The sequence below is a fragment of the Polaromonas sp. genome (genome assembly GCF_039930745.1).
GTDB lineage: Bacteria > Pseudomonadota > Gammaproteobacteria > Burkholderiales > Burkholderiaceae_C > Polaromonas.
The window spans coordinates 1-26,803 of the sequence record NZ_JBDTTH010000037.1 but is presented as its reverse complement, the minus strand read 5'-3'; the positions used below and the strand labels follow the sequence as shown (position 1 = coordinate 26,803).

At 62.1% G+C, this 26,803-nt stretch carries 25 protein-coding genes; 7 read left to right on the top strand and 18 right to left on the bottom strand.

Annotated elements, in window-relative coordinates; genetic code table 11:
* Window positions 1–129: 129 nt before the first annotated feature.
* Complete coding sequence (locus ABI660_RS12870) at window positions 130–1,224, top strand: ornithine cyclodeaminase (protein ID WP_348068578.1); 1,095 nt, start codon at window positions 130–132, stop codon at window positions 1,222–1,224.
* Complete coding sequence (rocF, locus tag ABI660_RS12865) at window positions 1,221–2,147, top strand: arginase (RefSeq protein ID WP_348068576.1); 927 nt, start codon at window positions 1,221–1,223, stop codon at window positions 2,145–2,147. The genes ABI660_RS12870 and rocF overlap by 4 nt, the downstream gene beginning before the upstream one ends.
* A gap of 16 nt (window positions 2,148–2,163) precedes the next feature.
* Here rocF and lptE read toward each other — a convergent pair whose 3' ends face one another.
* The 6 genes from lptE to ABI660_RS12835 all read right to left on the bottom strand — a co-directional run bounded on the left by lptE (window position 2,164) and on the right by ABI660_RS12835 (window position 7,977).
* Entirely contained in the window at window positions 2,164–2,667 is a 504-nt protein-coding gene (gene lptE / locus ABI660_RS12860) for an LPS assembly lipoprotein LptE (RefSeq protein ID WP_348068574.1), read from the bottom strand.
* An 11-nt stretch (window positions 2,668–2,678) separates the two neighbouring features.
* Entirely contained in the window at window positions 2,679–5,327 is a 2,649-nt protein-coding gene (gene leuS / locus ABI660_RS12855; RefSeq protein ID WP_348068572.1) for a leucine--tRNA ligase, read from the bottom strand.
* A gap of 95 nt (window positions 5,328–5,422) precedes the next feature.
* Window positions 5,423–5,848 carry a biopolymer transporter ExbD gene (locus tag ABI660_RS12850; RefSeq protein WP_348068570.1) on the bottom strand — a complete coding sequence of 142 codons (426 nt, stop codon included), beginning with the start codon at window positions 5,846–5,848 and terminating at the stop codon, window positions 5,423–5,425.
* On the bottom strand, window positions 5,845–6,540 hold the full coding sequence (locus ABI660_RS12845; RefSeq protein ID WP_348068568.1) for a MotA/TolQ/ExbB proton channel family protein: 696 nt from the start codon (window positions 6,538–6,540) through the stop codon (window positions 5,845–5,847). The genes ABI660_RS12850 and ABI660_RS12845 overlap by 4 nt, the downstream gene beginning before the upstream one ends.
* Window positions 6,541–6,667: 127 nt before the next feature.
* On the bottom strand, window positions 6,668–7,486 hold the full coding sequence (gene dapB, locus ABI660_RS12840) for a 4-hydroxy-tetrahydrodipicolinate reductase (RefSeq protein WP_348068566.1): 819 nt from the start codon (window positions 7,484–7,486) through the stop codon (window positions 6,668–6,670).
* On the bottom strand, window positions 7,483–7,977 hold the full coding sequence (locus ABI660_RS12835) for an outer membrane protein assembly factor BamE (protein WP_348068596.1): 495 nt from the start codon (window positions 7,975–7,977) through the stop codon (window positions 7,483–7,485). The genes dapB and ABI660_RS12835 overlap by 4 nt, the downstream gene beginning before the upstream one ends.
* A gap of 228 nt (window positions 7,978–8,205) precedes the next feature.
* On the opposite strand from ABI660_RS12835, the gene fur reads away from it, so the two are divergent.
* Window positions 8,206–8,658 carry a ferric iron uptake transcriptional regulator gene (gene fur, locus ABI660_RS12830; RefSeq protein ID WP_348068564.1) on the top strand — a complete coding sequence of 151 codons (453 nt, stop codon included), beginning with the start codon at window positions 8,206–8,208 and terminating at the stop codon, window positions 8,656–8,658.
* A gap of 216 nt (window positions 8,659–8,874) precedes the next feature.
* Here the strand turns inward: fur and hprK are convergent, their stop codons facing one another.
* The 4 genes from hprK to ABI660_RS12810 form a co-directional block, all read right to left on the bottom strand.
* Entirely contained in the window at window positions 8,875–9,825 is a 951-nt protein-coding gene (hprK, locus tag ABI660_RS12825; RefSeq protein ID WP_348068562.1) for an HPr(Ser) kinase/phosphatase, read from the bottom strand.
* Window positions 9,826–9,867: 42 nt separating this feature from the next.
* Window positions 9,868–10,341, bottom strand: coding sequence for a PTS sugar transporter subunit IIA (locus ABI660_RS12820; RefSeq protein WP_348068560.1), 474 nt, complete (start codon window positions 10,339–10,341; stop codon window positions 9,868–9,870).
* 135 nt (window positions 10,342–10,476) lie between these two features.
* Window positions 10,477–10,806, bottom strand: coding sequence for a ribosome-associated translation inhibitor RaiA (gene raiA / locus ABI660_RS12815; protein ID WP_348068558.1), 330 nt, complete (start codon window positions 10,804–10,806; stop codon window positions 10,477–10,479).
* Window positions 10,807–11,168: 362 nt separating this feature from the next.
* Entirely contained in the window at window positions 11,169–13,199 is a 2,031-nt protein-coding gene (locus tag ABI660_RS12810) for a response regulator (RefSeq protein ID WP_348068556.1), read from the bottom strand.
* 316 nt (window positions 13,200–13,515) lie between these two features.
* Here ABI660_RS12810 and ABI660_RS12805 point away from each other — a divergent pair, with 316 nt between their 5' ends.
* Window positions 13,516–14,733 (top strand): patatin-like phospholipase family protein, encoded by a 1,218-nt coding sequence (locus ABI660_RS12805; RefSeq protein WP_348068554.1) that lies wholly within the window; start codon window positions 13,516–13,518, stop codon window positions 14,731–14,733.
* A gap of 216 nt (window positions 14,734–14,949) precedes the next feature.
* Window positions 14,950–15,936 carry a magnesium/cobalt transporter CorA gene (gene corA / locus ABI660_RS12800; protein ID WP_348068552.1) on the top strand — a complete coding sequence of 329 codons (987 nt, stop codon included), beginning with the start codon at window positions 14,950–14,952 and terminating at the stop codon, window positions 15,934–15,936.
* 183 nt (window positions 15,937–16,119) lie between these two features.
* On the opposite strand, the gene ABI660_RS12795 is transcribed toward corA, so the two are convergent.
* The 6 genes from ABI660_RS12795 to ABI660_RS12770 all read right to left on the bottom strand — a co-directional run bounded on the left by ABI660_RS12795 (window position 16,120) and on the right by ABI660_RS12770 (window position 22,378).
* Window positions 16,120–16,860 (bottom strand): 5'-methylthioadenosine/adenosylhomocysteine nucleosidase, encoded by a 741-nt coding sequence (locus tag ABI660_RS12795; protein WP_348068550.1) that lies wholly within the window; start codon window positions 16,858–16,860, stop codon window positions 16,120–16,122.
* An 80-nt stretch (window positions 16,861–16,940) separates the two neighbouring features.
* Window positions 16,941–18,629 (bottom strand): long-chain-fatty-acid--CoA ligase, encoded by a 1,689-nt coding sequence (locus tag ABI660_RS12790; protein ID WP_348068548.1) that lies wholly within the window; start codon window positions 18,627–18,629, stop codon window positions 16,941–16,943.
* 157 nt (window positions 18,630–18,786) lie between these two features.
* Entirely contained in the window at window positions 18,787–20,220 is a 1,434-nt protein-coding gene (locus ABI660_RS12785) for an NAD(P)(+) transhydrogenase (Re/Si-specific) subunit beta (RefSeq protein ID WP_348068546.1), read from the bottom strand.
* Entirely contained in the window at window positions 20,217–20,552 is a 336-nt protein-coding gene (locus ABI660_RS12780; RefSeq protein WP_348068544.1) for an NAD(P) transhydrogenase subunit alpha, read from the bottom strand. The genes ABI660_RS12785 and ABI660_RS12780 overlap by 4 nt, the downstream gene beginning before the upstream one ends.
* Before the next feature lie 6 nt (window positions 20,553–20,558).
* The gene (locus ABI660_RS12775; protein WP_348068542.1) at window positions 20,559–21,266 is read right to left on the bottom strand and encodes a hypothetical protein; all 708 of its coding nucleotides are present in this window, start codon (window positions 21,264–21,266) and stop codon (window positions 20,559–20,561) included.
* Entirely contained in the window at window positions 21,263–22,378 is a 1,116-nt protein-coding gene (locus tag ABI660_RS12770; RefSeq protein ID WP_348068540.1) for a Re/Si-specific NAD(P)(+) transhydrogenase subunit alpha, read from the bottom strand. The genes ABI660_RS12775 and ABI660_RS12770 overlap by 4 nt, the downstream gene beginning before the upstream one ends.
* Window positions 22,379–22,513: 135 nt before the next feature.
* On the opposite strand from ABI660_RS12770, the gene ABI660_RS12765 reads away from it, so the two are divergent.
* The gene (locus tag ABI660_RS12765) at window positions 22,514–23,017 is read left to right on the top strand and encodes an NUDIX hydrolase (RefSeq protein ID WP_348068538.1); all 504 of its coding nucleotides are present in this window, start codon (window positions 22,514–22,516) and stop codon (window positions 23,015–23,017) included.
* 118 nt (window positions 23,018–23,135) lie between these two features.
* On the opposite strand, the gene ABI660_RS12760 is transcribed toward ABI660_RS12765, so the two are convergent.
* A complete protein-coding gene (locus ABI660_RS12760) occupies window positions 23,136–24,671 on the bottom strand; it encodes a glucan biosynthesis protein D (RefSeq protein ID WP_348068594.1) in 1,536 nt (511 codons plus the stop codon).
* 278 nt (window positions 24,672–24,949) lie between these two features.
* Between ABI660_RS12760 and mnmA the strand changes: the two genes are divergently transcribed.
* On the top strand, window positions 24,950–26,152 hold the full coding sequence (mnmA, locus tag ABI660_RS12755; RefSeq protein ID WP_348068536.1) for a tRNA 2-thiouridine(34) synthase MnmA: 1,203 nt from the start codon (window positions 24,950–24,952) through the stop codon (window positions 26,150–26,152).
* 93 nt (window positions 26,153–26,245) lie between these two features.
* Here the strand turns inward: mnmA and ABI660_RS12750 are convergent.
* A partial coding sequence (locus ABI660_RS12750) for an ATP-binding protein (protein WP_348068534.1) occupies window positions 26,246–26,803 on the bottom strand: 558 nt, incomplete at its 5' end.

Sequence of the window (26,803 nt, the reverse complement as noted above, 5' to 3'; positions counted from 1 at the left end):
CATTTTATTCGCATAAATGAACAGCTTGCTGACTATTCTTTGGCTCTGCCACTCAACACAATGAATTCGAGGCTGACCCAATCCAATGAGTGTCAGCACGGCCCGTCAGACATCAGGAGAGCCCCAATCATGGTTGAGTACATCGGAATCGAAGACATGCAGCGCATCGTCGGGCGCGTGGGACCGGCCGCTTTCATGAAGGGTTTGGCTGCGGAAATTGAGGCCGACTATCGGCGCTGGAGCGAGTTCGACAAATCGGCGCGGCATGCGATTCATTCGCCTGGCGGGGTGATTGAGCTCATGCCCACCAGCGATGGCCGGATGTACTCCTTCAAGTACGTGAACGGCCACCCCGGGAACACCGCGCGCGGCCTGCTGACGGTGACGGCGTTCGGGGTACTTGCCGATGTGGAAACCGGCTATCCGCTGTTGCTGTCGGAACTGACCGTAACCACCGCACTGCGCACCGCCGCCATGTCAGCGCTGGCCGCGAAATGGCTGGCCAGGCCAGACAGCCGCGTCATGGCCCTGATAGGCAATGGCGCACAAAGCGAATTCCAGGCGATTGCGTTTCACCACATGCTGGGCATCCGTCGCTTCAGATTGCACGATGTGGACCGTCAGGCCACCGATAAGCTGATGCGCAACCTGCAAGCGCTGGGTTTGCCAGGCTTGCAGCTCACCGCGTGCAGCTCGGCCGCAGAGGCCGTGCACGGCGCCGACATCGTGACAACGCTCACCGCGGACAAACGCAACGCCGTCGTCCTGACACCTTCCATGATTGCGCCGGGCATGCACATCAACGCAGTGGGCGGCGACAGTCCGGGCAAGACCGAACTGCATGCCGACATCCTGCGCAGGAGCGACGTGCGGGTGGTTGTGGAATACGAGCCGCAGTCGCGCGTTGAAGGGGAAATCCAGCAAATGCCAGCCAGCTTTGCGGTGACAGAGTTCGCCGAAGTACTCACTGACGCCGCACCCGGCCGCACCTCGCCAGCCGAAGTGACGATTTTCGACTCGGTGGGTTTTGCGCTGGAAGATTATTCAGCGCTGCGTTACCTGCGCAAGCTCCAGCTCGACAACGCGCAAAGCCGCCGGCAGATCGATCTGATTCCCCAGCTCGACAACCCCAAAAACCTTTTTGCCTTGCTGACCGGTGCGCAAACCGGCCCAGTCCGGCAAAATGACTGCATGCCCGCCCCACCGGAAACAGTCCCAGGATGAGCATCCCGGCGCATCTTCCCGTCGATCTGATCGGTGCACCCACCGACATTGGTGCGGGCAGCCGCGGTGCATCGATGGGGCCAGAGGCTCTGCGTGTGGCGGGTATCGAGCAGACACTGCGAGCCCACGGCCTGCAGACGACGGACCTGGGCAACCTGTCGGGCCCGACCAACCCCTGGCTACCCCCCGTCAACGGCTACCGCCATCTGCACGAAGTGGCCACCTGGAACCGGACCGTGCATGAGGCCGTGTTCCAGAGCCTGGCACAGGGCCATTTGCCGATCCTGCTGGGTGGCGATCACTGCCTGGGCATAGGCTCCATCAGTGCCGTGGCGCGCCATTGCCGGCAGTCCGGTAAAAAACTGCGCGTGTTGTGGCTGGACGCGCATGCCGACTTCAATACCAGCGAGCTCACGCCCACCGGCAATGTGCATGGCATGCCTGTGGCTATCTTGTGCGGCCACGGCCCGGCCGAGCTCACCGGGATAGGCGGCACGGCACCGGCGATGAACCCTGCGGAAGTCCGGCAGATCGGCATCCGCAGCGTGGACGAAGGTGAAAAGCGTTTTCTCCGGCAATCGGGCCTGGAGGTGTTTGACATGCGCTACATCGATGAAATGGGCATGAAGCGCACCATGGAAGCCGCACTGGAAGGTGTTGACGACAACACCCATGTGCATGTGAGCTTCGACGTGGATTTTCTGGACGCCTCCCTGGCACCGGGCGTCGCCACTGCCATCAAGGGCGGTCCCACCTACCGCGAAGCACAGCTCTGCATGGAGATGATTGCCGACACCCGCCGCATGGGCTCACTCGACGTGATGGAGCTCAACCCCGCGCTGGACGTGCGCAACGGCACGGCCGAGGTGGCTCTGGAGCTGATTGAAAGCCTGTTCGGCAAAAGCATACTGATGCGCCAGTAGGCCGGTGCAAGGCCTGCTATTCCAGGCTTTTCACCGCCGCCAGCCGGCGCAGGATCTGCTGGACGATGTCGCTTTGCATGTCGCGGTACAGCAGGGCTTCCTCGGTCTCCTTGGCTAGCACGGCGGACTCGTTGAAGCTGATGTCGCGCTGCAGCACAATCTCGTCGGGAGGAATCAGCAGCTTGCCCTTGAGCGTGCGCAACTGGAACCTGAAACGCGTACGCAACTGGAACTCGCGCACCTGGCCGGAGGCATTGACGCCGACCACGGTTTTCTCGCGCTGGTCAAGCAGCACATCGAGGATCACTTCCGCCTGCTCGATCAGCCGCGCATCACGAATCACTTTCACCGTTCCACCGGCCTCGAGGTTGCGGTTGAGCTCGGTCCCCAGCGTGGAACTTTCGGCCACAGCGCTGTAAATGGTCTTGAACGCATAGTTGGGTGCCTTGCGCAGTGCAAAGCCGCAACCGCCCAGGCTCGCCGCCGCTGCGGCGGTCAACAGAAAAACGCGACGTTGCATGGTGTTTTCCTTCAGACGACGATATTGACCAGGCGGCCCGGCACCACAATGACTTTTTTTGCCGGTGCACCTGCCGCCTGCTTGATAAAGGCGTCCGAGGCCAGCGCGGCCGCTTCAATCGCGGCCTTGTCGGCACCGGTAGGCACCGTGACCGAACCACGCAGCTTGCCATTGATCTGCAGCACCAGCTCAATTTCATCCTGCACCAGCGCGGATTCATCGACTTCCGGCCAAGGCGCGTCGAGCAGGTCGCCTTGCTCCTGCGCAAAGCCGAGTTCGGACCACAAGGCGTGCGCCACATGCGGTGTTGCAGGGTAGAGGCAGCGCAGCAGGATGCCCATGCCTTCGCGCAGCGCGAAGGCTGCACCCTTGGAAGGCTGGCCTTTGAAGTCTTCGAGGGCATTGAGCAGCTTCATGGCACCCGACACGACGGTGTTGTACTGCATGCGCTGGTAGTCGTAGTCGATCTGCTTGAGCACCGTGTGGATCTCGCGGCGAAGAGCCTGCGCTTCCTTGTCAAATACGGTCCCAGCCCTTTGCGGACGGGCGCCATCAGCTCCTGATTGCATAGCATTCAGTTTGACGCCAAAATTCCACACACGGCGCAGAAAGCGGTAGGAACCCTCGACGCCGGCATCATTCCACTCCAGCGTGGCCTCAGGCGGCGAGGTGAACATGGTGTACAGGCGCGCGGTGTCGGCGCCGTATTTTTCGATCAGGTCCTGCGGGTCCACGCCGTTGTTCTTGCTTTTGCTCATGGTGCCCACGCCTTCGTAGGTGACCATAGAGCCGTCCTTGCGCAGCTTCGCCCCGGTGACCTTGCCGTGGTCGTCGTGCACATCGTCCACGTCCGCCGGCCAGAAGTACTCGACGCCGCCCTTGGCGCCCTTGCGCGAGTAGATGTGGTTGAGCACCATGCCCTGCGTCAGCAGCTTGGTGAAAGGCTCGTCCACCTTCACCAGGTCCAGGTCACGCATGACCTTGGTCCAGAAGCGCGCGTACAGCAGATGCAGGATGGCGTGTTCGATGCCGCCAATGTACTGGTCCATCGGCATCCAGTAGTTGACGCCCCCGGCCACCATTTTTTCGTCGTTCTTCGGGTCACAATAACGCATGAAGTACCACGAGCTGTCCACGAAGGTGTCCATGGTGTCGGTCTCACGGCGCGCGGCCTTGCCGCACACCGGGCAGACCACGTCGGCATGGAAGCCTTCATGTTTGTGCAGCGGGTTGCCGGAGCCGTCGGGCACGCAATCCTGCGGCAACACCACCGGCAGATCCTTCTCGGGCACCGGTACCGCGCCGTGTTCCTCGCAGTGGATGATGGGGATCGGCGTGCCCCAGTAACGCTGACGGCTCACGCCCCAGTCACGCAGGCGCCAGGTGGTTTTTTTCTCGCCCAGGCCTTTGACCACCAGGTCGGCCGCCACAGCATCGACGGCGGCCTTGAAGGCCAGGCCGCTGTACTTGCCGGAGTTGATAACCACGCCCTGTTGCTTGTCGCCGTACCAGTCGGCCCAGGCTTCGGTGCTGTAGGTCTTGCCGGCAGCATCGGTCACCTGCTTGATGGGAATGCCGTATTTTTTCGCGAACTCGAAATCGCGCTCGTCATGCGCCGGAACCCCCATGACCGCGCCGTCGCCGTAACTCATCAGCACATAGTTGCCGACCCAGACCTCGACCTTGTCGCCCGTCAGCGGGTGCGTGACAAACAGGCCGGTGGGCAGGCCTTTTTTCTCCTGCGTGGCCAGTTCGGCCTCGGTGGTGCCGCCGGACTTGCAGTCTTCGATGAAGGCCGCGAGTGCCGGATTCGATGCGGCCGCATGGAGGGCGAGCGGGTGTTCGGGCGCGACGGCGCAAAAGGTCACGCCCATGATGGTGTCGACGCGGGTGGTGAAGACATACATCTTCCCGTCGCCGATCAAGGTGCCGGAAGCGTTCTTGATGTCGTGGGTGAAGGCAAAACGCACGCCTTCACTTTTGCCTATCCAGTTTTCCTGCATCAGCTTGACACGTTCGGGCCAGCCCGGCAGCTTACTGCTGACGCTGTCCAGTAACTCTTCGGCGTAGTCGGTGATCTTCAGGTAGTAGCCCGGAATCTCGCGCTTTTCCACCAGGGCGCCGGTGCGCCAACCCTTGCCGTCGATCACCTGCTCGTTGGCCAGCACGGTCTGGTCCACCGGGTCCCAGTTGACGACCTGGGTCTTGCGGTAGGCAATGCCTTTTTCCAGCATCTTCAAAAACAGCCACTGGTTCCACTTGTAGTAGCTCGCGTCGCAAGTGGCGACTTCGCGGCTCCAATCGATAGCCAGTCCCATCGCCTGCATCTGCTTTTTCATGTAGGCGATGTTGTCGTAGGTCCATTTCGCTGGCGGCACGCCATTTTTCATCGCGGCGTTTTCCGCCGGCAGGCCGAAGGCGTCCCAGCCCATGGGCATGAGAACGTTGTAGCCCTTCATGCGCAGGTGGCGCGTGAGCATGTCGTTGATGGTGTAGTTGCGCACGTGGCCCATGTGCAGCTTGCCGCTGGGGTAAGGCAGCATGGAGCAGGCGTAATACTTCTTTCTGGACGTATCTTCGGTGACGCGGTAGGCGTCTGCGGCCGTCCAGTGGGCTTGCGCAATGCGCTCAACGTCGAGATGCTGGTATTTGTCTTGCATGGCGCAGGGAAAAAGGGAAAAAGAATGAAGCAGCCACTGGCTGCCGGATGCAGGGATTTTAGGCGCTGGCCCGGATTGGTCCGGTCGGACCGCCTTCAGGGTCGGGCGGGAGGCGTGTCGGCCACAAAACCGATGCGGTTCAGGCCGGCTTTTTGCGCGATGCCCATGATCTCGACAATGCGGCCGTAAGGCACCGCTTCGTCGGCACGCAACTGCACTTCCGTATCGGGATTCAGCGCGGCGCTTTGCTTGAGGCGCTGGTCCAGCTCGGCACTGGAAACAGGCTGGTCGTTCAGGAAAGCCTGGCCGGCCTTGTTGACCGCCAGCGTGACATGAAGCGGCGCCTCATTCGGTCTGGCGGCTTCACTTTTCGGCAAATCAAGCTTGATCGAACTGGCCAGCAACGGGGCGGTGATGATGAAGATCACCACCAGCACCAGCATCACATCGACCAGTGGGGTGACGTTGATCTCGCTCATGGGCTGCGCGCCCTGGGTGCGCTCCAGGCGGCCGAAACTCACGAAGCCCTCACGCCGGTGTCCGGCAACTCTTCGCGGTGCTCCGCGGTTTGGCCGCTGGAACCGCCTGCGGTCAACAGTTCCCGCAAGTCATAGGCAAAACCTTCCAGGTCGGCCTCGATGCGGCTGATGTTGCGGCCAAAGATGTTGTAGGCCAGCACGGCGGGTATGGCTACCGCCAGGCCGGCGGCGGTCATGATCAACGCCTCGCCCACCGGGCCGGACACTTTGTCGATGGTGATCTGGCCGGCAGCGGAAATACCCACCAGCGCATGGTAAATGCCCCAAACGGTACCCAGCAGGCCCACAAAGGGCGCCGTGGAACCGACGGTTGCGAGCAGCACCTGCCCATATTGAAGTTTGTGCAGCACCGCATGCAGCGCATCGCGCAAAACACGCGTCAATTGCCAGGACTTGTCACCGGCCGAGGCCAAGGTGCCCTGTGCCTGGGCCAAGGTGGCGGCAATCAGGGGCAGCACCAGCGCTTCCCGGTCGAAGGCCGCCACTTTCGGCCGGGCAGCCTCCAGGGAGGCCGACTGCCAGAACACCGCCGTGCTGCGCGCCACGTCGCCTGCCGCCCGCTTCAGCAGCCAGGCTTTCCAGAGGATCACCACCCAGCTGGCCACCGACATCGCCAGCAGCAGCACCGCGACAAGCGCGGTGACGGCATCGCCCTGCGTGATCAGCGTAAGCATGAGACCCCCACGCTTCCCACTTCGTGAGGTTCGCTGCCCCCCGAGGGGGCGCTGCGCCAGCGGCCCGGCAAAGCCGGTTCCGCGGCCCTGACTGGAGAATACGGGAATCTCATGCCCGCCGCAGCGCTCATTTCAGATTCAGCACATCGAACATGTCGAACAGTCCGGAAGGCTTGCCGGCCAGAAAACGTGCGGCGCGCAAGCTGCCCTGAGCGTAAGTCACCCGGCTGGAAGATTTATGGGTGATTTCGATGCGTTCGCCGGTGCCGGCAAACAGCACGGTGTGATCGCCCACGATGTCGCCGCCGCGGATCGTTGCGAAACCGATCGACGAGGGATCGCGTTCGCCAGTGACCCCTTCCCGGGCATACACCGCACAGTCTTTCAGGTCGCGGCCCAGGGCACCCGCAATCACTTCCCCCATTTTCAGCGCGGTGCCGGAGGGCGCATCAACCTTGTGCCGGTGGTGGGCTTCAATGATTTCAATGTCGTAGCCGGTAGACAGCGCCTTGGCGGCCATCTCCAGCAGCTTGAGCGTGACGTTGACGCCGACGCTCATGTTGGGCGCCATCATGATGGCAATGTCTTTGGCGGCCGCGGCAATCCCGGTTTTTTGCGCATCGCTAAAACCGGTTGTACCTATCACCAGCTTGACGCCGAGCTCTCGACATTTGGCCAGATGGGCCATGGTGCCTTCGGGCCGGGTGAAGTCAATCAGCACCTCGGCGCCGGCCAGGCCGGTGGCGAGGTCCGAAGTGATCTTCACGCCGCTGCTCTGCCCCAGAAAGGCCGCCACATCGGTACCCAGCCCGGGGCTGTCGGCGACATCCAGCGCGCCGGTCAGCTCGCAGTCACCACTGGAGCGGACGGCCTCGACCAGCATCTGGCCCATGCGGCCACCGGCACCGGCCACTGCAATGCGAAGAGCCCGCTGCGGTGCGCTCACCTGGCCGGGCTTTCCAGCGGCGGGTAGCTGGCGGTGGACGGCAGGGCCACCGGTGGTGGCACCGGCGTGGCGCCTGCGCTGGCTGCCGGTTTCTTTTCGACGGCCTTGAGCTGTTCTTCTGTCAGCTCCAGCACCGGCACCTTGCCGAACTTGCGGCGGGTGTCAAGCTTGGCCACGAAGTCCGCCTCGCTGGGCATGGTGTCGCCTTCAAAGCGTTCCAGAACGTCGTCCTTGAAATAGACCGTGAGCCTGAGCGATTGCGGCTCGGTGTTCTCTCGCTTGAGGGTGAAAACGTAATCCCAGCGGTTCTCGTGAAAAACACTGGCCAGCAGGGGGGTACCGAGCACTTCGCGCACCTGGGCGCGCGCCATTCCCGGCTTGAGCAGCTCCACCTGTTCCTTCGAGACAAAATTGCCCTGCACAACTTCCACCTTGTAAGGCGTGATCCAGTTGACCGGGTTGACCTTGCTCTCGCTCAGCCCGCTGGTCATGCCCTTGATGCTGCCGCAGGCTGCCAGTCCAGCGCAGGCCAGAACTGTGAGAGCGGTTTGGATGCCGTAACGGTATTTTGCAGACAGGGCTGACATAGTAGGGAGGTGTAGCGATATGATCGGTCATTGTAGCGGCAGGGGGTGCCGTCGCGCGCAAGCACCTGACCCCGAATGGCCAAGCCTGCACAGGCCCCGCCTGCGGCCTCTTTTTCTCCAGGAAGCCTCCCAATGAGCAATATTGACGAACTCAAAAATACCGGATTGAAAGCCACCCTGCCGCGCCTGAAGATCCTCGAGATTTTCCAGGCCGGCAAACAACGGCACATGACGGCCGAGGACGTCTTCAGGGTGCTGCTGGAAGACCGCTCCGACATCGGCCTGGCAACGGTTTACCGGGTGCTGACCCAGTTCGAGCAGGCCGGCCTGCTCAACCGCAGCAACTTCGAGTCCGGCAAGGCCGTTTACGAAATCAACGAAGGTCAGCACCATGACCACCTGGTATGTCTCGATTGCGGCAAGGTCGAAGAGTTTTACGATGCGGAAATCGAAAAACGCCAGCATGCCGTCGCGAAAGCCAAGGGTTTCACAATCGCCGATCACTCGCTGTCGATGTACGCCAACTGCACCAAGGACAAGTGCCCGAACCGGCCCACGTCGCCACGGCATCCGCACCACAACTGAGCCGCCAGGTCTGCGAGTAGATCTTCTACTGAAATCCAAGTCAAAAGAGACTCCAGCCCTTTACTGGCGGACATTGTCCGCTATCAATAAGTTAGCGTAACGTGTGGCCCCCAATTCAAGCAGGGGCCGCGGAACCGGCTTAGCCGGCCCGCAGGCGCAGCGCCCCCTCGGGGGGCAGAGAGCTACACGCAGTGAGCGAACGTGGGGCTCTATTTTCTACCCGCCACGCTCCATGGCCTGGCGATGCCGCTCGACAAATTCCTGGTAGGTGTCGATGCCGCGGAACTGGAGAATCACGTTGCGCACGGCCGCCTCGACCAACACCGCAATGTTGCGGCCGGCCACCACCTGGATGATCACCTTGCGTACCGGAATGCCGAGCACGTCCTGCATCAGCGGTTCGTAGGGGATGCGTTCATACTCTCGTTCCAGCGTTTCGCGCCGCACCAGGTGCACGATGAGCTTGAGCCGCATCTTGCGCCGCACCGCCGTCTCGCCAAAGATCGCCTTGATGTCGAGCAGGCCAATGCCGCGGACTTCAAGCAGGTTTTGCAGCAGTTCCGGACAACGGCCTTCGATAGTGGTCTGGTTGATGCGGTAGAGGTCCACCGCGTCGTCGGCCACCAGCCCATGGCCGCGCGAAATCAGCTCCAGCCCCAGCTCGCTTTTGCCCAGGCCGGACTCGCCGGTGATCATCAGGCCCACGCCCAGAATGTCCATGAACACGCCATGCATGGACGTACGGTCGGCAAAATGTTTGGACAGGTAAGCGCGCAACACGTCGATCACGAAGGCGGCGGACTCCTTCGTGGCAAACATCGGGATCTGTGCGCGCTCGCACATCGAAAGCAGGGTATCGGGTGCCACCTGGCCGTCGGCGATGATCAGCACCGGGGGCTCTAGCGTAACAATGCGCGAAATGCGCCGGGCGCAATCTTCGGGGCTGCCGGTGCTGAGGTAGGAGACTTCGCGTTCGCCTAGCAGCTGGACCCGGTAAGGGTGGATGTAATTGAGATACCCCACCAGGTCGGCGCCGGAGCGGGCAGCGCGCACCGCCACTTCGTCGAAACGCCGCTCCGAAGCACCCAGCCCAGCCACCCATTCCCATTTGAGTTGGGCACGATGGTCCTCAAAAAGGACGTCGGCACTGACGACAGTGGGCTTCATGCCCTCATTTCCGGGAAACCCTGGATCACGGCCACGGGGCGCTCAGGGGCTGACGGCGTGGCTGGACTGCCAGGAGGCAATCAGCTGGTACAAGGCAGCGGCATCGGTGCTGGCCTTGAGCTGCTCGCGCAAGGCACTGTCGCTGAGCAGCTCGGCAATTTCGGACAGGATTTCCAGATGTTTCTGGGTGGCCGCCTCGGGGACCAGCAGAAAAATCAGCAGCCCCACCGCTTGCTCGTCGGGGGCATCAAAGCCGATCGGGACATGCAGCTGGAAAACTGCCGCCATGGGGGATTTCAGACCCTTGATGCGTCCGTGTGGAATCGCCACCCCATGGCCCAAGCCGGTCGAACCCAGGCGCTCGCGCGCAAACAGGCTGTCGGTGATCAGGGCGCGGTTCAGTCCATGCTGGTTCTCAAACAGCAAGCCGGCTTCTTCAAAAGCACGCTTCTTGCTGGTGGCCTCAACACTGACCAGAACCTGGCTGGCAGGCAAAATTTGCGAAAGACGGTTCATAACGGGGTTTTGGTCGCCGAATTATGCACTTTCATAAGCAAGGAGACCACCCAGCCCATAAAAAAGCCGCCCGACTACCGGGGGCGGCCTTGAACCCAGCCCGGACCACAGCGCGGTTGGTCCGGCTGCAGCTACTTACATCTGCCGTTTGGCAGCCACGTGGTGGTGGTCCTGGGTTCTTGTCTTGTAACGCCCGACCTGGCGGTCGAGCTTGTCAGCGAGCTCATCAACCGCAGCATAAAGATCAGCATGCGAACTCTCGGCAAAAAGATCACGTCCTTTGACATGTACATTGCACTCGGCTTTCTGGCGCAACTCCTTTTCTTTCATGTTATCCACAGTCAACAGGACTTTGACGTCCACCACCTGATCAAAATGCCGGGTAATCCGGTCCAGCTTGCTGGTCACATAGCCGCGCAGGGCGGGGGTAACTTCAAGGTGGTGGCCGCTGATCGTCAAATTCATAAAGAGACTCCTTTTCCATGACTGGATGGGGGTTTAAAAACACCGCTTCGACAGGGGGTATGCGAAGCGATGGACGGGCAACTCTCTTGGTTTCACTATGCGCCCGAAGCCGGGCAAAGGCAATCCTGCCCCGCAACAAAAAGATGAAACGGTCTGAAAAGGGTCTTGACGGACGCGTCGGGAAAATCAAGCCGCGATGACGGGTCGCGCCAGCCAGGTGCGGAGCGTTGATTTGTATGTTTTTTTTGGACCGCCAGAGGATCAGCGCCAGGCCAAGCACGCGCACTGCACGCTCGCACCGCTTCAAAAAAGCCTGTGCTTTTACTCAGGCATTGCCCGCCCGTCTTTGTCGGGGATCAACATCAATGCCCGGCAGCGTCCATCCATCCGGCAATGGAGCCGGCCAGCCGCTCGATGTTTCTGGTCTTGTCGATCACTTCCGGCACACCGACCTCACGGGCGCGGGCCCGCAGCTCCTCGCTGATGTAGCCCGAGCTGATGATCACAGGCAATGTGGGCCGGATCAGCTTGACCTGCCGCGCCAGCTCCGTGCCCGCCATGCCGGGCATGTTCTGGTCAGTGATGACGAGATCGAAGGCTTGCGTCCCCGCCAGCAGGTCGGCCAGGGCGTCCTCGCCGCGGGTATGGAGGGTGACCCGGTAGCCGGCCGTACGCAGCACTTCGCTCACCAGCTCGCCCATGGCGTCATAGTCGTCGACATACATGACGTGCCGGCCCAGCCCGTCGGCAGGCATCGGGGTCGGCGCTTCCACCACCGGCAACGCGTGGGGAACCACCGCCGGCAAGTAAACGGTAAATGTCGTCCCGCCGGACACTGCGCTTTCAACCGTGATGGCGCCGCCATGCGTCTTGACAATGCCGTGCACCACGGCCAGGCCTAGCCCGGTGCCCTGTCCGGCAGGTTTGGTCGTGAAAAAAGGCTCGAAAATGCGGGCTTGCGTGCCCTCGTCCATGCCGTGCCCGTTGTCCTTGACCTGCAGGCGCACATAAGGGCCGGCAGGCAAGCTGGCTGGCCCCTGCCCGGCCTCCAGTACAAGCTCATCGAGTGCCACTTCAATTCGCGGGGCAATACCGCTGGTGGCATGCCAGGCATTCGTGCACAAGTTCATCAGCACTTGCGAGATCTGGCCGCCGTCAACATTGACATAGGTCGGCGTCGCATCGGGAATCGTCACCACCAGATCGACTCCCGCTGGCAGGGTTGAACGCAGCAGCGACAGTGCCTCGACCACGACCGCGCGCATGGACTGGACAACGAACTGCTGGGGTTGCTTGCGACTGAAGGAAAGAATCTGCTTGACGAGCTCCTTCGCCCTCGCCCCTGCCCGGTCCACCTGGTCGAGGTTATGGCGCAACTTGTCGGGAAACGCCAGGTTCATGCGCGCTAGCGAAGTATTGCCCAGCATGGCAGCCAGCAGATTGTTGAAGTCATGCGCGATACCGCCGGCCAGCCTGCCCAGCGACTCCATCTTCTGCGCCTCGCGCAGCCCGGCTTCCAGCGCTGCGTGTTCCTGCTCGGCGGCAATGCGCCGGCGCATGTCGCGCTCGAGGTCGAGATTGAGCTTGCGGATTTTTTCCTCGGCCATCTTCTGGCTGGTCACGTCCTGAAGCGTGCAGAACCAGCGCATCTTGCCGTCAGCGCTGGGCGTGCCATGCAGGGGCTCTATGACCTGCCGCATATGCAGCCAGGCGCCACCGGCATGCCGGAGCCGGTAATCCAGGTCAACGCGGCGGCCCGACACACCGGCGCTGATGGATATGGCGCGGAAGTGATCGCGGTCTTCCGGATGCAGAATCTCCAGCCAGGCCCGGGTACTGGCGGGCACATGGGCGGCATCAACACCGAGCAGTTCCAGCAACGATTCGGAATAACTCTCGAACGAGCCGTCCGGCCGCGTGATGATGTGAGCGAGCCGGGCCAGCAACTGCGCCCGGCGCAAGCCCGCTTCACTTTCGCGCAGGGCGTTTTCCGCCGCAAGGCAACTGGGTGCGTCGCCCCCGCGCCGTTGCATGGCCTCGCGGATGGCGGGAACCAGCCGGCCCAGGCCGGTCAGCGTGAGGTAATCTGCGGCACCGGCTTTCATGGCCGCCACCGCGGCCTCCTCACCAGGGACACCGGAAACAACCAGCACAGGCAGGCGAGGCGCCTGTGATTGCAGCAGCGCAAGCGCGGGAAAGCCGCTGAAGCCGGTCGCATGATAGGCACAGATGGCGACATCCCACGACTGGCTTTCCAGCGCAGCCCTCATGGCGGCCAGGCTGTCAGCGCTACCCGGCCTGAAAGCAAAAGCGGCCTCCGCCAGCAAACCCGGAACTCCGGCCAGGTCCCTTTCCGCGTTGTCGATGAGCAAGACTTCGAGCGCTGCTGGCATCTCTTGCCTTTGGTGGCTGCCGCCCCCCGCGGCAGTCATACGTAAACCCAGGGTCACGGCGACCGGGGGCTGGGCAAGGGGACCATGGCAAGTGCCATATCTGTCCCCTGCGTGGAAATAGTGCGCAGTAGGCACATCAGGGACTGCCTTTGCACAACCCGTACCAGCCTCTCCTGAGAAGAACATACTAACGACCTTCATCAGCCTTGTCATCCTTCGAAAGGAGGGGACTGCCGGAAAAAAGCGGCCCTAGAATCAATGCAGCTCCAGCCACCACATCTTTCTCTGGAACTCAGGATGGAACTTCCTCCGCGCCATGTCGCTTGAAACGATTATTTCCAACAGCCTGACGCGTCTCGACGAAGACCTCAAGGGGCTGGTGCTGATGGGCGGCGGCGCCCGCACTGCCTATCAAGCCGGCGTGCTGCAGGCGCTGGCCCGCATTCTCGGGCTGCAGAGTGGCACGGGGAGCCAGCGTTTTCCGTTCCAGATTCTGGCCGGCACTTCGGCCGGCGCGCTCAATGCCTGTTACCTGGCCAGCCGTGCCAACGAAGGTCTGGCGGCCTTCGGGCAGCTTGCCAGCTTCTGGACCACACTGCGCTCGGCACAGGTTTACCAGCTCAAGGTGCCCGGCTGGATACGCTCGAGCCGTATTGCTGCTGCTCTGTTTCTGTCGCAGCAAGTCAGGAGGCAGCAGGCCTTTTTGAACAACACGCCGATGGTGGACACCCTGCATCGGGTTATCTCGCTGAGCAACATCGAGCGGGCCCTGCAGGACAAGACCCTGCTGGCGCTCGCGGTCACTGCATCGAGCTACACCAGCGGCGTGCATTGGACCTTCTGCCAGACCGCGCCCGGCACCGCCACCGGCTTGTGGAACCGCCCCGGCCGGCGTGCGGAGTTTCAGCCCATCACCATCGAACACCTGATGGCTTCCAGCGCCATCCCCTTTCTCTTTCCGGCCACACCCCTGTGGGTCGATGGCCATCGCGAATTTTTTGGCGACGGATCCATGCGCCAGAGCTCGCCGCTGTCGTCGGCCTTGCACCTGGGCGCCAGCAAAATTCTGGTGATTGGCGTGGGTCAACCGGAGCGCGCCGGACTGACGGGCAATACCGGCGGCCCGGCCATTGCGGGCCGGCCCACCCTGGGCGCCATCGCCGGCCACGCCTTGGCCAGCGTCTTTCAGGACACCCTGCAGGCCGACGTCGAGCAGGCCCAGCGTGTCAGCAAGACCCTGCTTCAGATGCCGCGCGAAATCGCAGCCCTCATGCCTTACCGGCCGGTGGAAGTGCTCGCCATCGCCCCGTCCCAGTCGCTCGATGCCCTGGCCCAGGCTCATGCGGGAGAGTTGCCCGCTGCGACCTACAACGCCCTGGCCGGCCTGGGCGCGCTGGGCGCCAAGGGCAGCCCCGGCGGCGCGGCGCTGGCCAGCTACCTCCTGTTTGAACCGGGTTTTATCAAGGCGTTGATGGACTTGGGCGAACGGGACGCCATGGCCCGAAAAGGCGAACTCATTGACTTTTTTATGTGACACGGGCGATGGATCGCCCGGGGTTGAGATGTCATAATCGCCGCTTATTCATCACGGAGAAATCCTTGGAAAGCAGCCCCAGTCGCTAGCTTTCAGCACCGCAGACTGACGCCAGAGTCGTCCCGGGGTTGAAAGCGATGCCACCATCCACAACCCCGCCGACGCCCGCCAACCGATGTGTGGTGCCGGCTCCCCCAAACCGATTGGGAGCCAGTCATGCTCAATATCTTCACGCTCGCCAACGGGCGCCTGTTCCAGGAAGAGATCGAATCGCTCGAGGAACTCTCCCGCTTCCAGCCCATCTGGGTGGACCTGGAGTCGCCGACGCTGGAAGAAAAGCGCTGGATCAAGCAGTATTACGGCCTGTCGATTCCCGAAGACGTGATGGACGAGGACATTGAGGAGTCCGCGCGTTTTTATGAAGAAGACAACGGCGAGCTGCACATCCGCTCCGACTTCCTGATTGCCGATGACGACGAGCCGCGCACCGTGCGGGTGGCGTTTATCCTGAACCTGGTCAACGACGACCTCAAGAGCAAAGGCGTGCTGTTTTCGATCCACGACGAGGACGTGCCGGTGTTCCGTCTGCTGCGCATGCGCGCGCGCCGCGCCCCGGGGCTGATTGAAGACGCCAAGGAAGTGTTGCTCAAGCTGTTCGATGCCGACGCCGAATATTCGGCCGACACGCTGGAAGGCATTTACATCGATCTCGAAAAAGTCAGTACCAAGGTGTTGTCCGGCGATGTGACCGACGTGATGGCCGGCGAGGTGCTGGGCGCCATTGCCCGCCATGAGGATTTGAGTGGCCGAATTCGCCGCAACGTGATGGACACGCGCCGCGCCGTGAGTTTCATGATGCGCAGCAAGATGCTCAACGCTGAACAGTTCGAGGAAGCGCGCCAGATTTTGCGCGACATCGACTCGCTGGACTCGCACACCGCCTTTCTCTTCGACAAGATCAACTTTCTGATGGACGCCACGGTGGGTTTCATCAACATCAACCAGAACAAGATCATCAAGATCTTCTCGGTGGCCAGTGTGGCCCTGCTGCCGCCCACGCTGATTGCCAGCGTGTACGGCATGAACTTCAAACTCATGCCCGAGCTCGACTGGGCGCTGGGCTATCCCTATGCCTTGCTGCTGATGGCCGCCAGCGCGGTGGTACCGATGTGGTACTTCCGGCGGCGCGGCTGGTTGAAGTAGCCCCCCACGGTCGCTCACTTCGTGTAGCTCCCTGCCCCCTGAGGGGGCCGCTGCCCTGCGGGCCGGCGAAGCCGGACCCACGGCCCCGGCTGGTCTGAAGAGCGCCGCCGGCCGCAGTAATTCGTTCGTACCGCATTTACCAGTCAAATCCGCAGAAAGCCCTTGCAGGACGGGCGCGAGTAGCTATCTTATTAATAGCGAAAGTAGAAATCGCTCCATGATCGCCTGCGCGTACAAGCTGGCTACATCCTTAACGAACACCGGAAAATCCACATGCGCCGTGTCGTCGGCGCGATCCGAGATTGTGCGCACGGCGGCAAACGGCAGACCGTAGTCAAAGCACACTTGCGCCACTGCCGCACCCTCCATTTCCACAGCCAGCACCTCGTGGCCGCCCTGCTTCAAAGCCGTGCGCAGATTCCGGGACTCCTGCATACCGGAAACAAAGCGGTCTCCGCTGGCCATCAGGCCATGATGCAGCAAGGTCTTCGCGGGTAGCGCGAGACTCTCAAGCCCTGCGCGGCTGGCTTGAAGCAGCCGCGCGGTCAGCGCTGCGTTGCAAGGAAATCGGCTCCGTCCGTATAGCGGGACTTCGTAACGCGGAAAAATCGGTGATGCGTCCAGGTCATGCTGAACAAATTCAGTAGCCACCACCACATCACCCACCTGAACCCCGTCACCCAATCCGCCGGCCACCCCTGTGAAGACGATCCGGTCCACATTGAAGCGCTCGATCAGCGCGGTGCTGGTAGTAGCTGCCGCCACCTTGCCGATGCGTGAAAGTGCAAGCACCACGGGCTGACCATGCAGGCGCCCCTGCCAGAAGTCACGTCCGGCGTGGTTGGATTTTTGGGGCTGCTGCAGGAGTTCGAGCAGACCCTGCTGCTCTTCGGCCAGCGCGCTGAGGATGGCGGTAATCGTCATGGCCGCGAGTTTGCCCGAAATGCCAAGAATCAATAAAAAAGGCGGCCGAAGCCGCCTTTGCTGCAAGACGTGGCTTGCGCCTACTTCTTGTCACGCAACTCGCGGCGCAGGATCTTGCCCACCGGTGTTTTCGGCAGTTCGGTGCGGAACTCCACCACCTTGGGCTGTTTGTAGCCGGTGAGGTTGGTCTTGCAGAACTCGCGCACTTGGGCTTCGGTGAGGTCCGGGTTTTTCTTGACGATCACCAGCTTGACGGCTTCACCCGACTTGTCGTCCACCACACCGACGCAGGCGCATTCCATCACGCCGTCCATGCTGGAGACCACGTCTTCCACCTCGTTCGGGTAGACGTTGAAGCCGCTGACGAGAATCATGTCTTTCTTGCGGTCGACGATCTTGAAGAAGCCGCGCTCATCTACCACGCCGATGTCGCCGGACTTGAAGTAGCCGTCCGGCGTCATGACTTTCGCGGTCTCGTCAGGACGCTGCCAATAGCCGGCCATGACCTGCGGGCCCTTGATGGCGATCTCGCCGGGCTGGCCCGGTGGCACTTCGTTGCCGTCGTCGTCGAGCAGCTTGAACCAGGTGCCGGGAATCGGCACGCCTATGGTGCCGGTGAAGGCCTTGCTGTTGGTCGGGTTGCAGCTGGCCGAAGGCGAGGTTTCGGACAGCCCGTAGCCTTCACAGATCGGGCAGCCAGTTTTTTCCAGCCAGAGCTTGGCAACAGCGCTTTGCACCGCCATGCCACCGCCTAACGAAATTTTCAGGTGCGACCAGTCCACGGTGTTGAAGTCGGGGTGGTTGGCCAAGCCGTTGAACAGCGTGTTGACGGCCGGGAAGCTGTGCACTTTGTGCTTGGACAGTTCCTTGAGCACGGCCGGCAAGTCGCGCGGGTTCGGGATCAGGATGTTTTTGCCGCCAGTGCGCATGCCCAGCATCATGTTCACCGTGAAAGCGAAGATGTGATACAGAGGCAGCGCGCAAACATAGGTGGGCTGCACGTCAGACGTCATGCTGGACATGGCCGGGCCGTTCCAGGCCTCGGACTGCAGCACATTGGCGATCACGTTGCGGTGCAGCAGCACGGCGCCCTTGGAAACACCCGTGGTGCCGCCGGTGTACTGCAGGACAGCCACATCGTCGGGCTTGATATCGGGCCGCTTGAGCGTGCCGCGTGTGCCTTGGGCCACGGCGTCATTGAAGCGTACGGCGTTCGGCAGGTTGAAGGCCGGCACCATCTTCTTGACATTTCGAACCACGTAGTTGACCAGGGCACCCTTGAGCATGCCCAGCTGGTCGCCCATGGCGGTCAGGACCACATGCTTGACCGGCGTGTTGGCAATGCACTGCTCCAGCGTATTGGCGAAGTTCTCGATGATCACAATCGCTTTGGCGCCGGAGTCCTTGAGCTGGTGCTCCAGTTCGCGCGGCGTGTACAGGGGGTTGACGTTGACCACCACATAACCGGCGCGCAGGATGGCCGCCACCGTGACCGGGTACTGCGGCACGTTGGGCATCATGATGGCTACGCGGTCGCCCTTGGCCAGTCCCAGCCCCTGCAGATAGGCGGCAAAAGCCAGCGACAAGCTGTCCGTCTGGCCGAAGGTGATGTCCTTGCCCATGAAGCTGTAAGCCACGGCAGCAGCATTCTTGGCGAAGCTTTCTTCCATCAGTGCGACCAGTGAAGCGTATTGCGACGCGTCGATGTCGGCTGGCACGCCCGGGGGGTAGGCGCTCAACCAGGGACGATCGAGGGTGGATGCATTCATGTTTGTCTTCTCCAGATGACGATTGAACAACTGCCACGAATTTTCGTGGCGCACCCTCTTCGGGGCTATTGCGTTTTCCCCTAGGAAACTGGGAAATCCGGAGGGGAAGCCCCCTAATTCATGTTTTTCAGCAACCCGAAAGTGTTATCGCCGCGTGTCACTCAATGGCTTTGCCCATGTCCTCGATCACTTTTTTGGCGTCGCCGAAGACCATCATGGTCTTGTCCATGTAGAAAAGCTCGTTATCCAGTCCGGCATAACCGGCCGCCATCGAGCGTTTGTTGACGATCACGGTCTTGGCCTTGTAGGCCTCCAGAATGGGCATGCCGTAGATGGCGCTGCCCTTCACATGAGCGGCGGGGTTCACCACATCGTTGGCGCCCAGGATGATGGCCACGTCAGCCTGGCCGAACTCGGCATTGATGTCTTCCATCTCGAACACCTGGTCGTAGGGCACTTCGGCCTCGGCCAGCAACACGTTCATGTGGCCGGGCATGCGGCCCGCCACCGGATGGATCGCGTATTTGACGGTCACGCCTTTTTCAATGAGTTTTTGCGCAAGTTCCTTGACCGAGTGCTGCGCACGTGCAACCGCCAGGCCGTAACCCGGCACGATGATCACGGTTTCTGCATTGCCCAGGATAAACGCTGCATCGTCGGCTGATCCCGACTTCACAGGGCGTTGCTCCTTGGCACCCGCCGCAGCGGTGCCCGCCTCGCCGCCGAAGCCGCCAAGGATCACGTTGAAGAAGGAGCGATTCATCGCCTTGCACATGATGTAGGACAGGATGGCGCCCGACGAACCCACGAGCGAGCCGGCCACGATCAGCATGGCGTTGTTCAGCGAGAAACCGATGCCGGCCGCGGCCCAGCCCGAATAGCTGTTGAGCATGGACACCACCACCGGCATGTCGGCGCCGCCGATCGGGATGATGATCAGAACGCCCAGTACAAAGGACAGCGCCAGCATCGCGAAAAATGCCGTCCAGTTGCCGGTGAACATGAAGGCCAGGCCGAGGGCCAGCGTGGCGATGCCCAGCACCAGATTCAGCATGTGCTGACCTGAGAAGGTCACGGGCGCGCCTTGAAACAGGCGGAATTTGTATTTGCCGCTGAGCTTGCCGAAAGCGATGACCGAACCACTGAAGGTGATGGCGCCGATGGCCGCGCCCAGGAAGAGCTCAAGCCGGTTGCCGGCCGGGATGGCCGCCGTCGGCAGGCCCGCGGCCACGATGCCGAAAGCATCAGGCTCGGCCATGGCTGCCACGGCGATGAACACCGCCGCGAGACCAATCATGCTGTGCATGAAAGCCACCAGCTCGGGCATCTTGGTCATCTCGACGCGTTTGGCCATCAGCGTGCCGACGGCACCACCCACCACCAGCGCGGCCAGCACGTAAACCATGCCAACGGCCTTGCCACCCGAGATCTCCACAATCAGCGCGCCGGTGGTGACCACCGCTATCGCCATGCCGACCATGCCAAACAGGTTGCCGCGGATCGAGGTGGTGGGATGCGACAGGCCCTTGAGCGCCTGGATGAAACAGACGGAAGCCACCAGGTACAGCAGCGTGACAAGATTCATGCTCATTTGGCGGCTCCCGTGCCCGCTGCATCAGCCGCAACGACTTTCTTTTCTTTCTTTCTGAACATCTCCAGCATGCGCCGGGTCACCAGAAAACCACCGAAGACATTGACCGCGGCCAGCGCCACGGCCAGCACGCCCATGGTTTTACCCAGCGGCGTGACGGTCAGTGCAGCGGCCAGCATGGCGCCGACGATGACAATCGCCGAAATCGCGTTGGTCACCGCCATCAGCGGCGTGTGCAGGGCCGGCGTGACGGTCCACACCACGTGGTAACCCACGTAAATCGCCAGCACAAAGATGATGAGGTTGATGATGGTGGGGGAAACTGCTTCCATGATCGCCTATTGAGAAGTTGATGAATTAACGCGGGGAGCGAAGGCCAGGGGAGGAAGGGTCATGTTGCCGCTCATGGAGTAGAGGCTGCCCTTGACAGCTGCAGCCAGCTGGCGCGCCCACACGAGCTGGCCGGGCTTCAAGGGTGCCGGAAGGGTTGAAACTTCCTCGCCTTGCAAACCGAGAAAGCTCGGCACCGCAAGCAAATTAACGTGCATGCTGGTACCGCCGAAGCTGCCTACCGTCACACCAATGGCTTGCATGGCTGGCGGCACGGCCATGTGCCTGGCTTCCATGGCGTTCAACACATCGGGCATGGCAAGCTTGAGATATTGCTCCGCCTTCAAAGGGACTGACATCCGGACGCACTCGAGCGCGTTGGGGTTTTTTGTCAGATTCAAGGCAAGGACGCTCTGGGTGCTCGTGCAGGTATTGATCCAGTTGACCTCCAGCCCCCCGGCCTTCGATGAGTTCACGTAAAGAATGGCCATCACGCGGCCATCCGAGATAAAGGCAAATGAGCGGGTTTCGGTAGGCAGCGCACCGTCCGCGCTACCGTCGCTCGCCTTGTCTTGGCCGTTGCTGGTCGCCAGCGCTTTCCAGTTTCCTTCCGGCAGTTCGATGCTGGCCCTGCCCACCTTGACGGTTTCGGCATGTGCAGGCGAAACAGCCATTGCGGCTGTCAACGCCACCAGCGAGAACAACCTTCCAGTCATTTTTTCTTTACCTCACCGCCCTGCGTCATCAGGCAAGCGGCGACGATGTCGTCTTCCAGGTCGACCTTGAGCTCACCCTCTTTGGTGATGATGAGCTTGAGGAAGTCGAGCAGGTTGCGCGCGTAGAGCGCGCTGGCATCGGCTGCAACGAGCGCCGGCACATTGGTTTCGCCAATCAGGGTGACGCCGTGCTTGACCACGGTTTTGCCGGGTTCTGTCAACGGGCAGTTGCCGCCCTGTGGTGCCGCCAGATCAACAATCACGCTGCCGGGCTTCATGGCCTTGACCATGTCCTCGGTCACCAGCACCGGGGCAGCACGGCCCGGAATCAGCGCGGTGGTGATAACGATGTCGGCCTGGGCCACGCGTTTGGCGACCTCCGCCTTTTGCCGTTCCAGCCAGCTGGCCGGCATGGGTTTGGCATAACCGCCGACACCGACGGCGGCTTCGCGCTCCTCGTCGGTCTCGTAGGGCACGTCAATGAACTTGCCGCCCAGCGATTCGACCTGCTCCTTGACGCTGGGGCGCACGTCGCTGGCTTCAATCACGGCGCCCAGGCGCTTGGCCGTGGCAATGGCCTGCAGGCCGGCCACACCGACGCCCAGAATCACCACCCGGGCGGCCTTGACGGTACCGGCGGCGGTCATCAGCATCGGGAAAAAGCGCTGGTAGCTGTCGGCTGCCATCATCACGGCCTTGTAGCCGGCAATATTGGCTTGCGAAGACAGTACGTCCATGCTTTGCGCACGGCTGGTACGCGGCGCGGCTTCCAGCGCAAACGCCGTCAGCTGGGCGGCGGCCAGGCGCTGCAGGCCGGTGGCATCAAAGGGATTGAGCATGCCGACCAGCACGGTACCGGCTTTGGCCAGGCCCATTTCGCTGTCCAGCGGGCAACGCACCTTGAGCACGATGTCACTGGCGTAGGCACCGGCCGCATCGGTAATTTCGGCACCCGCGGCCACGTAGGCCTCATCCGGAACGCTGGCGGCCACGCCGGCACCCGACTGGATGCACACGGTGTGGCCCTGGGCCTTGAGTTTTTTGGCCGTCTCGGGCGTGACGGCAACGCGTGTTTCCCCCGCCGTGATTTCGGCCGGTACCCCGATTCGCATGGGTGTCTCCTCGTTGCGTGTAGGTAGTTCTACGTGATTTTTGAAGCTGTCGGCTAGCTTACATGACTTTCATGTGATTTTTGCCACACGGTAACCAGCCGGGTACAGCCCTGCGCCCCACGGATAATGCGGGCCATGAATACAAGATGGAAACCCAGTGTCACAGTCGCGGCCATCATCGAGCGCGAGGGCAAGTTCCTGCTGGTGGAAGAACACACGCAGGACGGCCTGCGCCTGAACAACCCGGCCGGCCACCTCGACCCCGGCGAAAGCCCGGCGCAGGCCTGTATGCGGGAAACGCTCGAAGAAACCGCCTTTCATTTCAACCCCGAGGCGCTGGTCGGCATCTATATGTCACGCTTCGAGCGGACGGTGCCTGGCCAGGAAGCCCCACTGGACATCACTTACCTGCGCTTCGCCTTTTGCGGCACGCTGGGTGCAGAGGTGGCCGGGCAGGCGCTGGATGAAGGCATCGTGCGCACCCTCTGGCTCAGCCCCGAAGAAATCCGGGCTTGCGCGCACTTGCACCGCAGCCCCTTGCTGCTGACCTGCCTGGAAGACTACCTGGTAGGCAGGCGCTTCCCGCTTGATCTGGTAACCACGGACGCCAGCGTGCATGCGCCGTTGGGCCAGCGGTAGGAACCATGGGTTCTTTGAGATAGCAGACGCTATCGCATTTGCGTTTGGCGCTGTGGTCATGGATGATTGCCGGGCGCCAACGGTGCAGCCCATTTTCCGCTGACAGCCAGCGCAGGCTTCAGTAAAGAATCCGCTGCGCCACAGGCGGCGGCGTCCATTGGTACAGCCAGGTTTCCGTCAATGACTGGCCGTCGGCCTGCAAATACATGCGCAGGTTGATGGGTGCCGTGCTGTCGCCATCGGGGCGTACGTCGAACATGGCGCGCCACCCCTTGATGGCGTCCAGCGGCCGGGCCGACGTCAATTCAATCGTGCCGCGCGAGGCCGTGATCACGGCTTTGACCTGGGCCCCGGGGTTCAGTAACGCAAAGTCGCCGCCTGCAAAATCGACCGCAAAACGCCAGGTGAAGGCCGTGCGCTTTTTCCCCACCACGCCGCCGAGACCGGTGCGTGTGGCCACGCAGCGTGCCAACGGTATTTGCACAATGGGCGGCTGGCCACCCCAGTGCAGCCGGTAGGAAAACAACAATTCCTGCCCTGCCTGCGGTTTGTCCCTGGGGTTCCAGAAGGCCACGATGTTGTCAAAGGTTTCGTCCACGGTCGGGATTTCCACCAGCTGCACCGAGCCTGCGCCCCAGCCCGCCTTGGGCTCGACCCACAGGCTCGGGCGTTTTTCATAGAACACGCCGTCGTCCTGGTAATGATCAAAGTTCCGGTCGCGCTGCATCAGGCCAAAACCGCGCGGGTTGTCGTCCTGGAAGGCGTTGAACTGCAGTTGCGCCGGGTTGGTCAATGGGCGCCACAGCCATTCGCCCGTGCCGCTGTGCATGGCCAGGCCATCTGTGTCGTGGATTTCGCCGCGCCAATCCCAGCCCATGCGTTTGTCGTTTTCGCCGGTCTGAAACATGCTGGTGCACGGTGCGATGCCCAGGCGGGCGATGGTTTTACGCAGGTACAGTGCCACGTCCAGGTCCATGATCTGCGTGTCGCCCGGCGTGATCACAAAGCGGTAGGCACCACTGACACTCGGTGAGTCCAGCAGGGCGTACACGGTCAGTGAAGCTGATTTCGGGTCGGGCTTTTCGAGCCAGTAGCCGATGAAATCCGGAAACTCCTCCGGGAAAGTTTGCGCCGTGTCGATGGCCAGGCCCCGTGCCGACTGGCCATACTGCCATTCGCCGCCCACCGCGCGAAAGTAGCTTGCGCCGAGGAACGCCGCCACGTCACGCACCGGATCGGTATGAAAATTCAGGCGGAAGCCGGCAAAACCGAGATCGGCGGGCAGCTTGTCGCCCCGCACGCCGCTTTTCCCGTAATCAAACATCGCCGGGTCATAGGCCAGTTCCTGTGCCTGGCCGTTGCTCACTTCGTGCATGCGCACAGGCGTCTTGAAGTACAGGCCGAGGTGGAAAAACTTGGCCACAAAGCGCAGCTTGTCATCGCCCCATAAAGCATGGTCGTCCCGAAAGCGAATGGCCTGGTGCTGGTCCCAGGTCAAGTCCGAAATACCGGCCGGCAACGCCATCGACCGGTACCGGTAGGGCTTGGCCGACAGGTCGCGCGCCTGGCCCTTGAGCACCGCGTAGTCGAAGGGCTGGGCCCTGCCCACGGGTTTGAGGCCCGCGGCCTGGGCCAGCGACGAAAGCCATGGCAGCCCGGTGGCCACGCCGGCAGCCGTGATGGCCTGTCCGGTGCGGGAAAGAAATCGACGTCGTTGCAAAGTGGCGGTTCCTGCAAAAATGCGAGCATTTCATTGTGCTGGAAATGTGCTGAAAACGGCCGCGATGGCGCAGTGCAGCCATCGACAATAGTCCGAATGGCTCTGCAAACCCGGTGGGTTGCCCTGACGAGCACCGGCATCCGGCCGCATGGCCAGCAAGGCCGGCGGACCCCGAGCAGGCGCAAAAGCTTTCGCCTTTTTACAATGGAGCCATGGGCAACCAACAAATCAACACACACAGCCACGACGGCAAGCGGCAACGGATCGTCGTCGGCCTGAGCGGCGGGGTGGACTCCGCCGTCACCGCCTGGCTGCTCAAACAGCAGGGCCATGAGGTTATCGGCATCTTCATGAAGAACTGGGAAGATGACGACAACAGCGACGATGACAGCAAATACTGCTCGTCCAACATCGACTTCGTGGACGCCGCCGCCGTCGCCGACGTCATCGGCATCGAGATCGAACACGTCAATTTTGCGGCCGACTACAAAGACCGCGTCTTTGCCGAGTTCCTGCGCGAGTACCAGGCCGGCCGCACGCCGAACCCCGACATCCTGTGCAACGCCGAGATCAAGTTCAAGGCCTTCCTCGACCATGCGATGCGCCTGGGTGCTTCGATGATCGCCACCGGGCACTACGCGCGCGTGCGGAAAAACGAAGCCACCGGCCTGCATGAACTGCTCAAGGGCCTGGACCCGGCCAAGGACCAGAGCTACTTTTTGCACCGGCTGACCCAGGCACAACTCTCCAGAACCCTGTTCCCGGTCGGGGAGCTGAAGAAAACAGAGGTGCGGCGCATTGCGGACGAGATCGGCCTGCCGAACGCAAAGAAGAAGGACTCAACCGGTATCTGCTTCATCGGCGAGCGGCCTTTCCGTGAGTTTTTGAACCGCTACATCGCCAAGGCGCCGGGGCCAATCAAAAACGACCAGGGCCGGGTGCTGGGCGAACACGTGGGCCTGAGCTTTTACACGCTGGGCCAGCGCCAGGGCCTGGGCATAGGCGGGGTCAAGGCGCGCGGCGCCGAACTCAAGGCGGTGCAGGCGCGCGGGCAGCGCGGCGTGGGCGAACACGAACCCTGGTTTGTCGCGCGCAAGGACATGGACAGCAACACCCTGTGGGTGGTGCAGGGCCACGACCATCCCTGGCTGCTGTCCACGGAGGTGCAGGTGCAGGACTGCAGCTGGGTAGCCGGCGCGCCGCCCGCGCCTGGGGCCATGGCGGCCAAAACCCGTTACCGCCAGGCCGACGCAGCTTGCGAACTGACAGCCCCGTCGCCCACCGACGCCGAACTGCGTTTTGACGAGCCGCAGTGGGCCGTCACGCCGGGCCAGTCGGCCGTGCTCTACCAAGGCGAGGTCTGCCTGGGTGGTGGCGTGATTTCAGCCAGCAATGTGCAAAATTTGCCCCGTTGACTGATTTTTCTCTCTTTTACAAGAGAAATCGGTCTCCAGCCCTTTGCGGGCGGGCACAACCAGCTCCTGTTTTTATAGCGTCCGGCAGCCGCCTCAGGCGATCCGGATTTCCACCGCGGTCCGGCCTGGGCGGCTTTCAATGGCAATGGACACACCTATCGCGGTCGCGCGCTCACGCATGGCCAGCAGGCCCTTGCGCGGCGGCGCGGCGGCGTCAAAGCCGCGGCCGTTGTCCACCACACGCAGGCAGACACCGGAACCGGCCATCTCCGCTTCGATCGTCAGCGTGGTCGCGTGTGAATGCTGCAGCACATTGGACAGCGCCTCAAACACCATGAACTGCAGTTGCCGCATGGCATTGGCGTCCATGCGGGCCACCGGCTCCAGGCTGCCCACCACCCACTGCAGCTCGATGTCTGAGGCCGCAAAACGCGGCTCCAGCCGGTAGCGCAGGTTGGCCAGCAGGGAGCTGATGTCGCCCGGCAGCAGATGCATGGCGTCGATGGACAGCTTGAGCTGGTCCAGCGTGTAGCGCAGTGTCTGCAGCACGTCCTCGCTGCTGGCCTTGCCGGACTGCAACTGCCGGATGGCGGCGCTCAGGTGGGCGCCCACGCCGTCATGCATGTCGCGCAGGATGCGGGTGCGCTCGCT

Bases quoted from the DNA above. Each gene is read 5' to 3' on its own strand.
- ABI660_RS12870 (WP_348068578.1), top strand. From the start codon at position 130: ATGGTTGAGTACATCGGAATCGAAGACATGCAGCGCATCGTCGGGCGC.
- rocF (WP_348068576.1), top strand. From the start codon at position 1,221: ATGAGCATCCCGGCGCATCTTCCCGTCGATCTGATCGGTGCACCCACC.
- lptE (WP_348068574.1), bottom strand. From the start codon at position 2,667: ATGCAACGTCGCGTTTTTCTGTTGACCGCCGCAGCGGCGGCGAGCCTG.
- leuS (WP_348068572.1), bottom strand. From the start codon at position 5,327: ATGCAAGACAAATACCAGCATCTCGACGTTGAGCGCATTGCGCAAGCC.
- ABI660_RS12845 (WP_348068568.1), bottom strand. From the start codon at position 6,540: ATGCTTACGCTGATCACGCAGGGCGATGCCGTCACCGCGCTTGTCGCG.
- ABI660_RS12835 (WP_348068596.1), bottom strand. From the start codon at position 7,977: ATGACCAGCGGGCTGAGCGAGAGCAAGGTCAACCCGGTCAACTGGATC.
- fur (WP_348068564.1), top strand. From the start codon at position 8,206: ATGAGCAATATTGACGAACTCAAAAATACCGGATTGAAAGCCACCCTG.
- hprK (WP_348068562.1), bottom strand. From the start codon at position 9,825: ATGAAGCCCACTGTCGTCAGTGCCGACGTCCTTTTTGAGGACCATCGT.
- ABI660_RS12820 (WP_348068560.1), bottom strand. From the start codon at position 10,341: ATGAACCGTCTTTCGCAAATTTTGCCTGCCAGCCAGGTTCTGGTCAGT.
- raiA (WP_348068558.1), bottom strand. From the start codon at position 10,806: ATGAATTTGACGATCAGCGGCCACCACCTTGAAGTTACCCCCGCCCTG.
- ABI660_RS12810 (WP_348068556.1), bottom strand. From the start codon at position 13,199: ATGCCAGCAGCGCTCGAAGTCTTGCTCATCGACAACGCGGAAAGGGAC.
- ABI660_RS12805 (WP_348068554.1), top strand. From the start codon at position 13,516: ATGTCGCTTGAAACGATTATTTCCAACAGCCTGACGCGTCTCGACGAA.
- corA (WP_348068552.1), top strand. From the start codon at position 14,950: ATGCTCAATATCTTCACGCTCGCCAACGGGCGCCTGTTCCAGGAAGAG.
- ABI660_RS12795 (WP_348068550.1), bottom strand. From the start codon at position 16,860: ATGACGATTACCGCCATCCTCAGCGCGCTGGCCGAAGAGCAGCAGGGT.
- ABI660_RS12790 (WP_348068548.1), bottom strand. From the start codon at position 18,629: ATGAATGCATCCACCCTCGATCGTCCCTGGTTGAGCGCCTACCCCCCG.
- ABI660_RS12785 (WP_348068546.1), bottom strand. From the start codon at position 20,220: ATGAGCATGAATCTTGTCACGCTGCTGTACCTGGTGGCTTCCGTCTGT.
- ABI660_RS12780 (WP_348068544.1), bottom strand. From the start codon at position 20,552: ATGGAAGCAGTTTCCCCCACCATCATCAACCTCATCATCTTTGTGCTG.
- ABI660_RS12775 (WP_348068542.1), bottom strand. From the start codon at position 21,266: ATGACTGGAAGGTTGTTCTCGCTGGTGGCGTTGACAGCCGCAATGGCT.
- ABI660_RS12770 (WP_348068540.1), bottom strand. From the start codon at position 22,378: ATGCGAATCGGGGTACCGGCCGAAATCACGGCGGGGGAAACACGCGTT.
- ABI660_RS12765 (WP_348068538.1), top strand. From the start codon at position 22,514: ATGAATACAAGATGGAAACCCAGTGTCACAGTCGCGGCCATCATCGAG.
- mnmA (WP_348068536.1), top strand. From the start codon at position 24,950: ATGGGCAACCAACAAATCAACACACACAGCCACGACGGCAAGCGGCAA.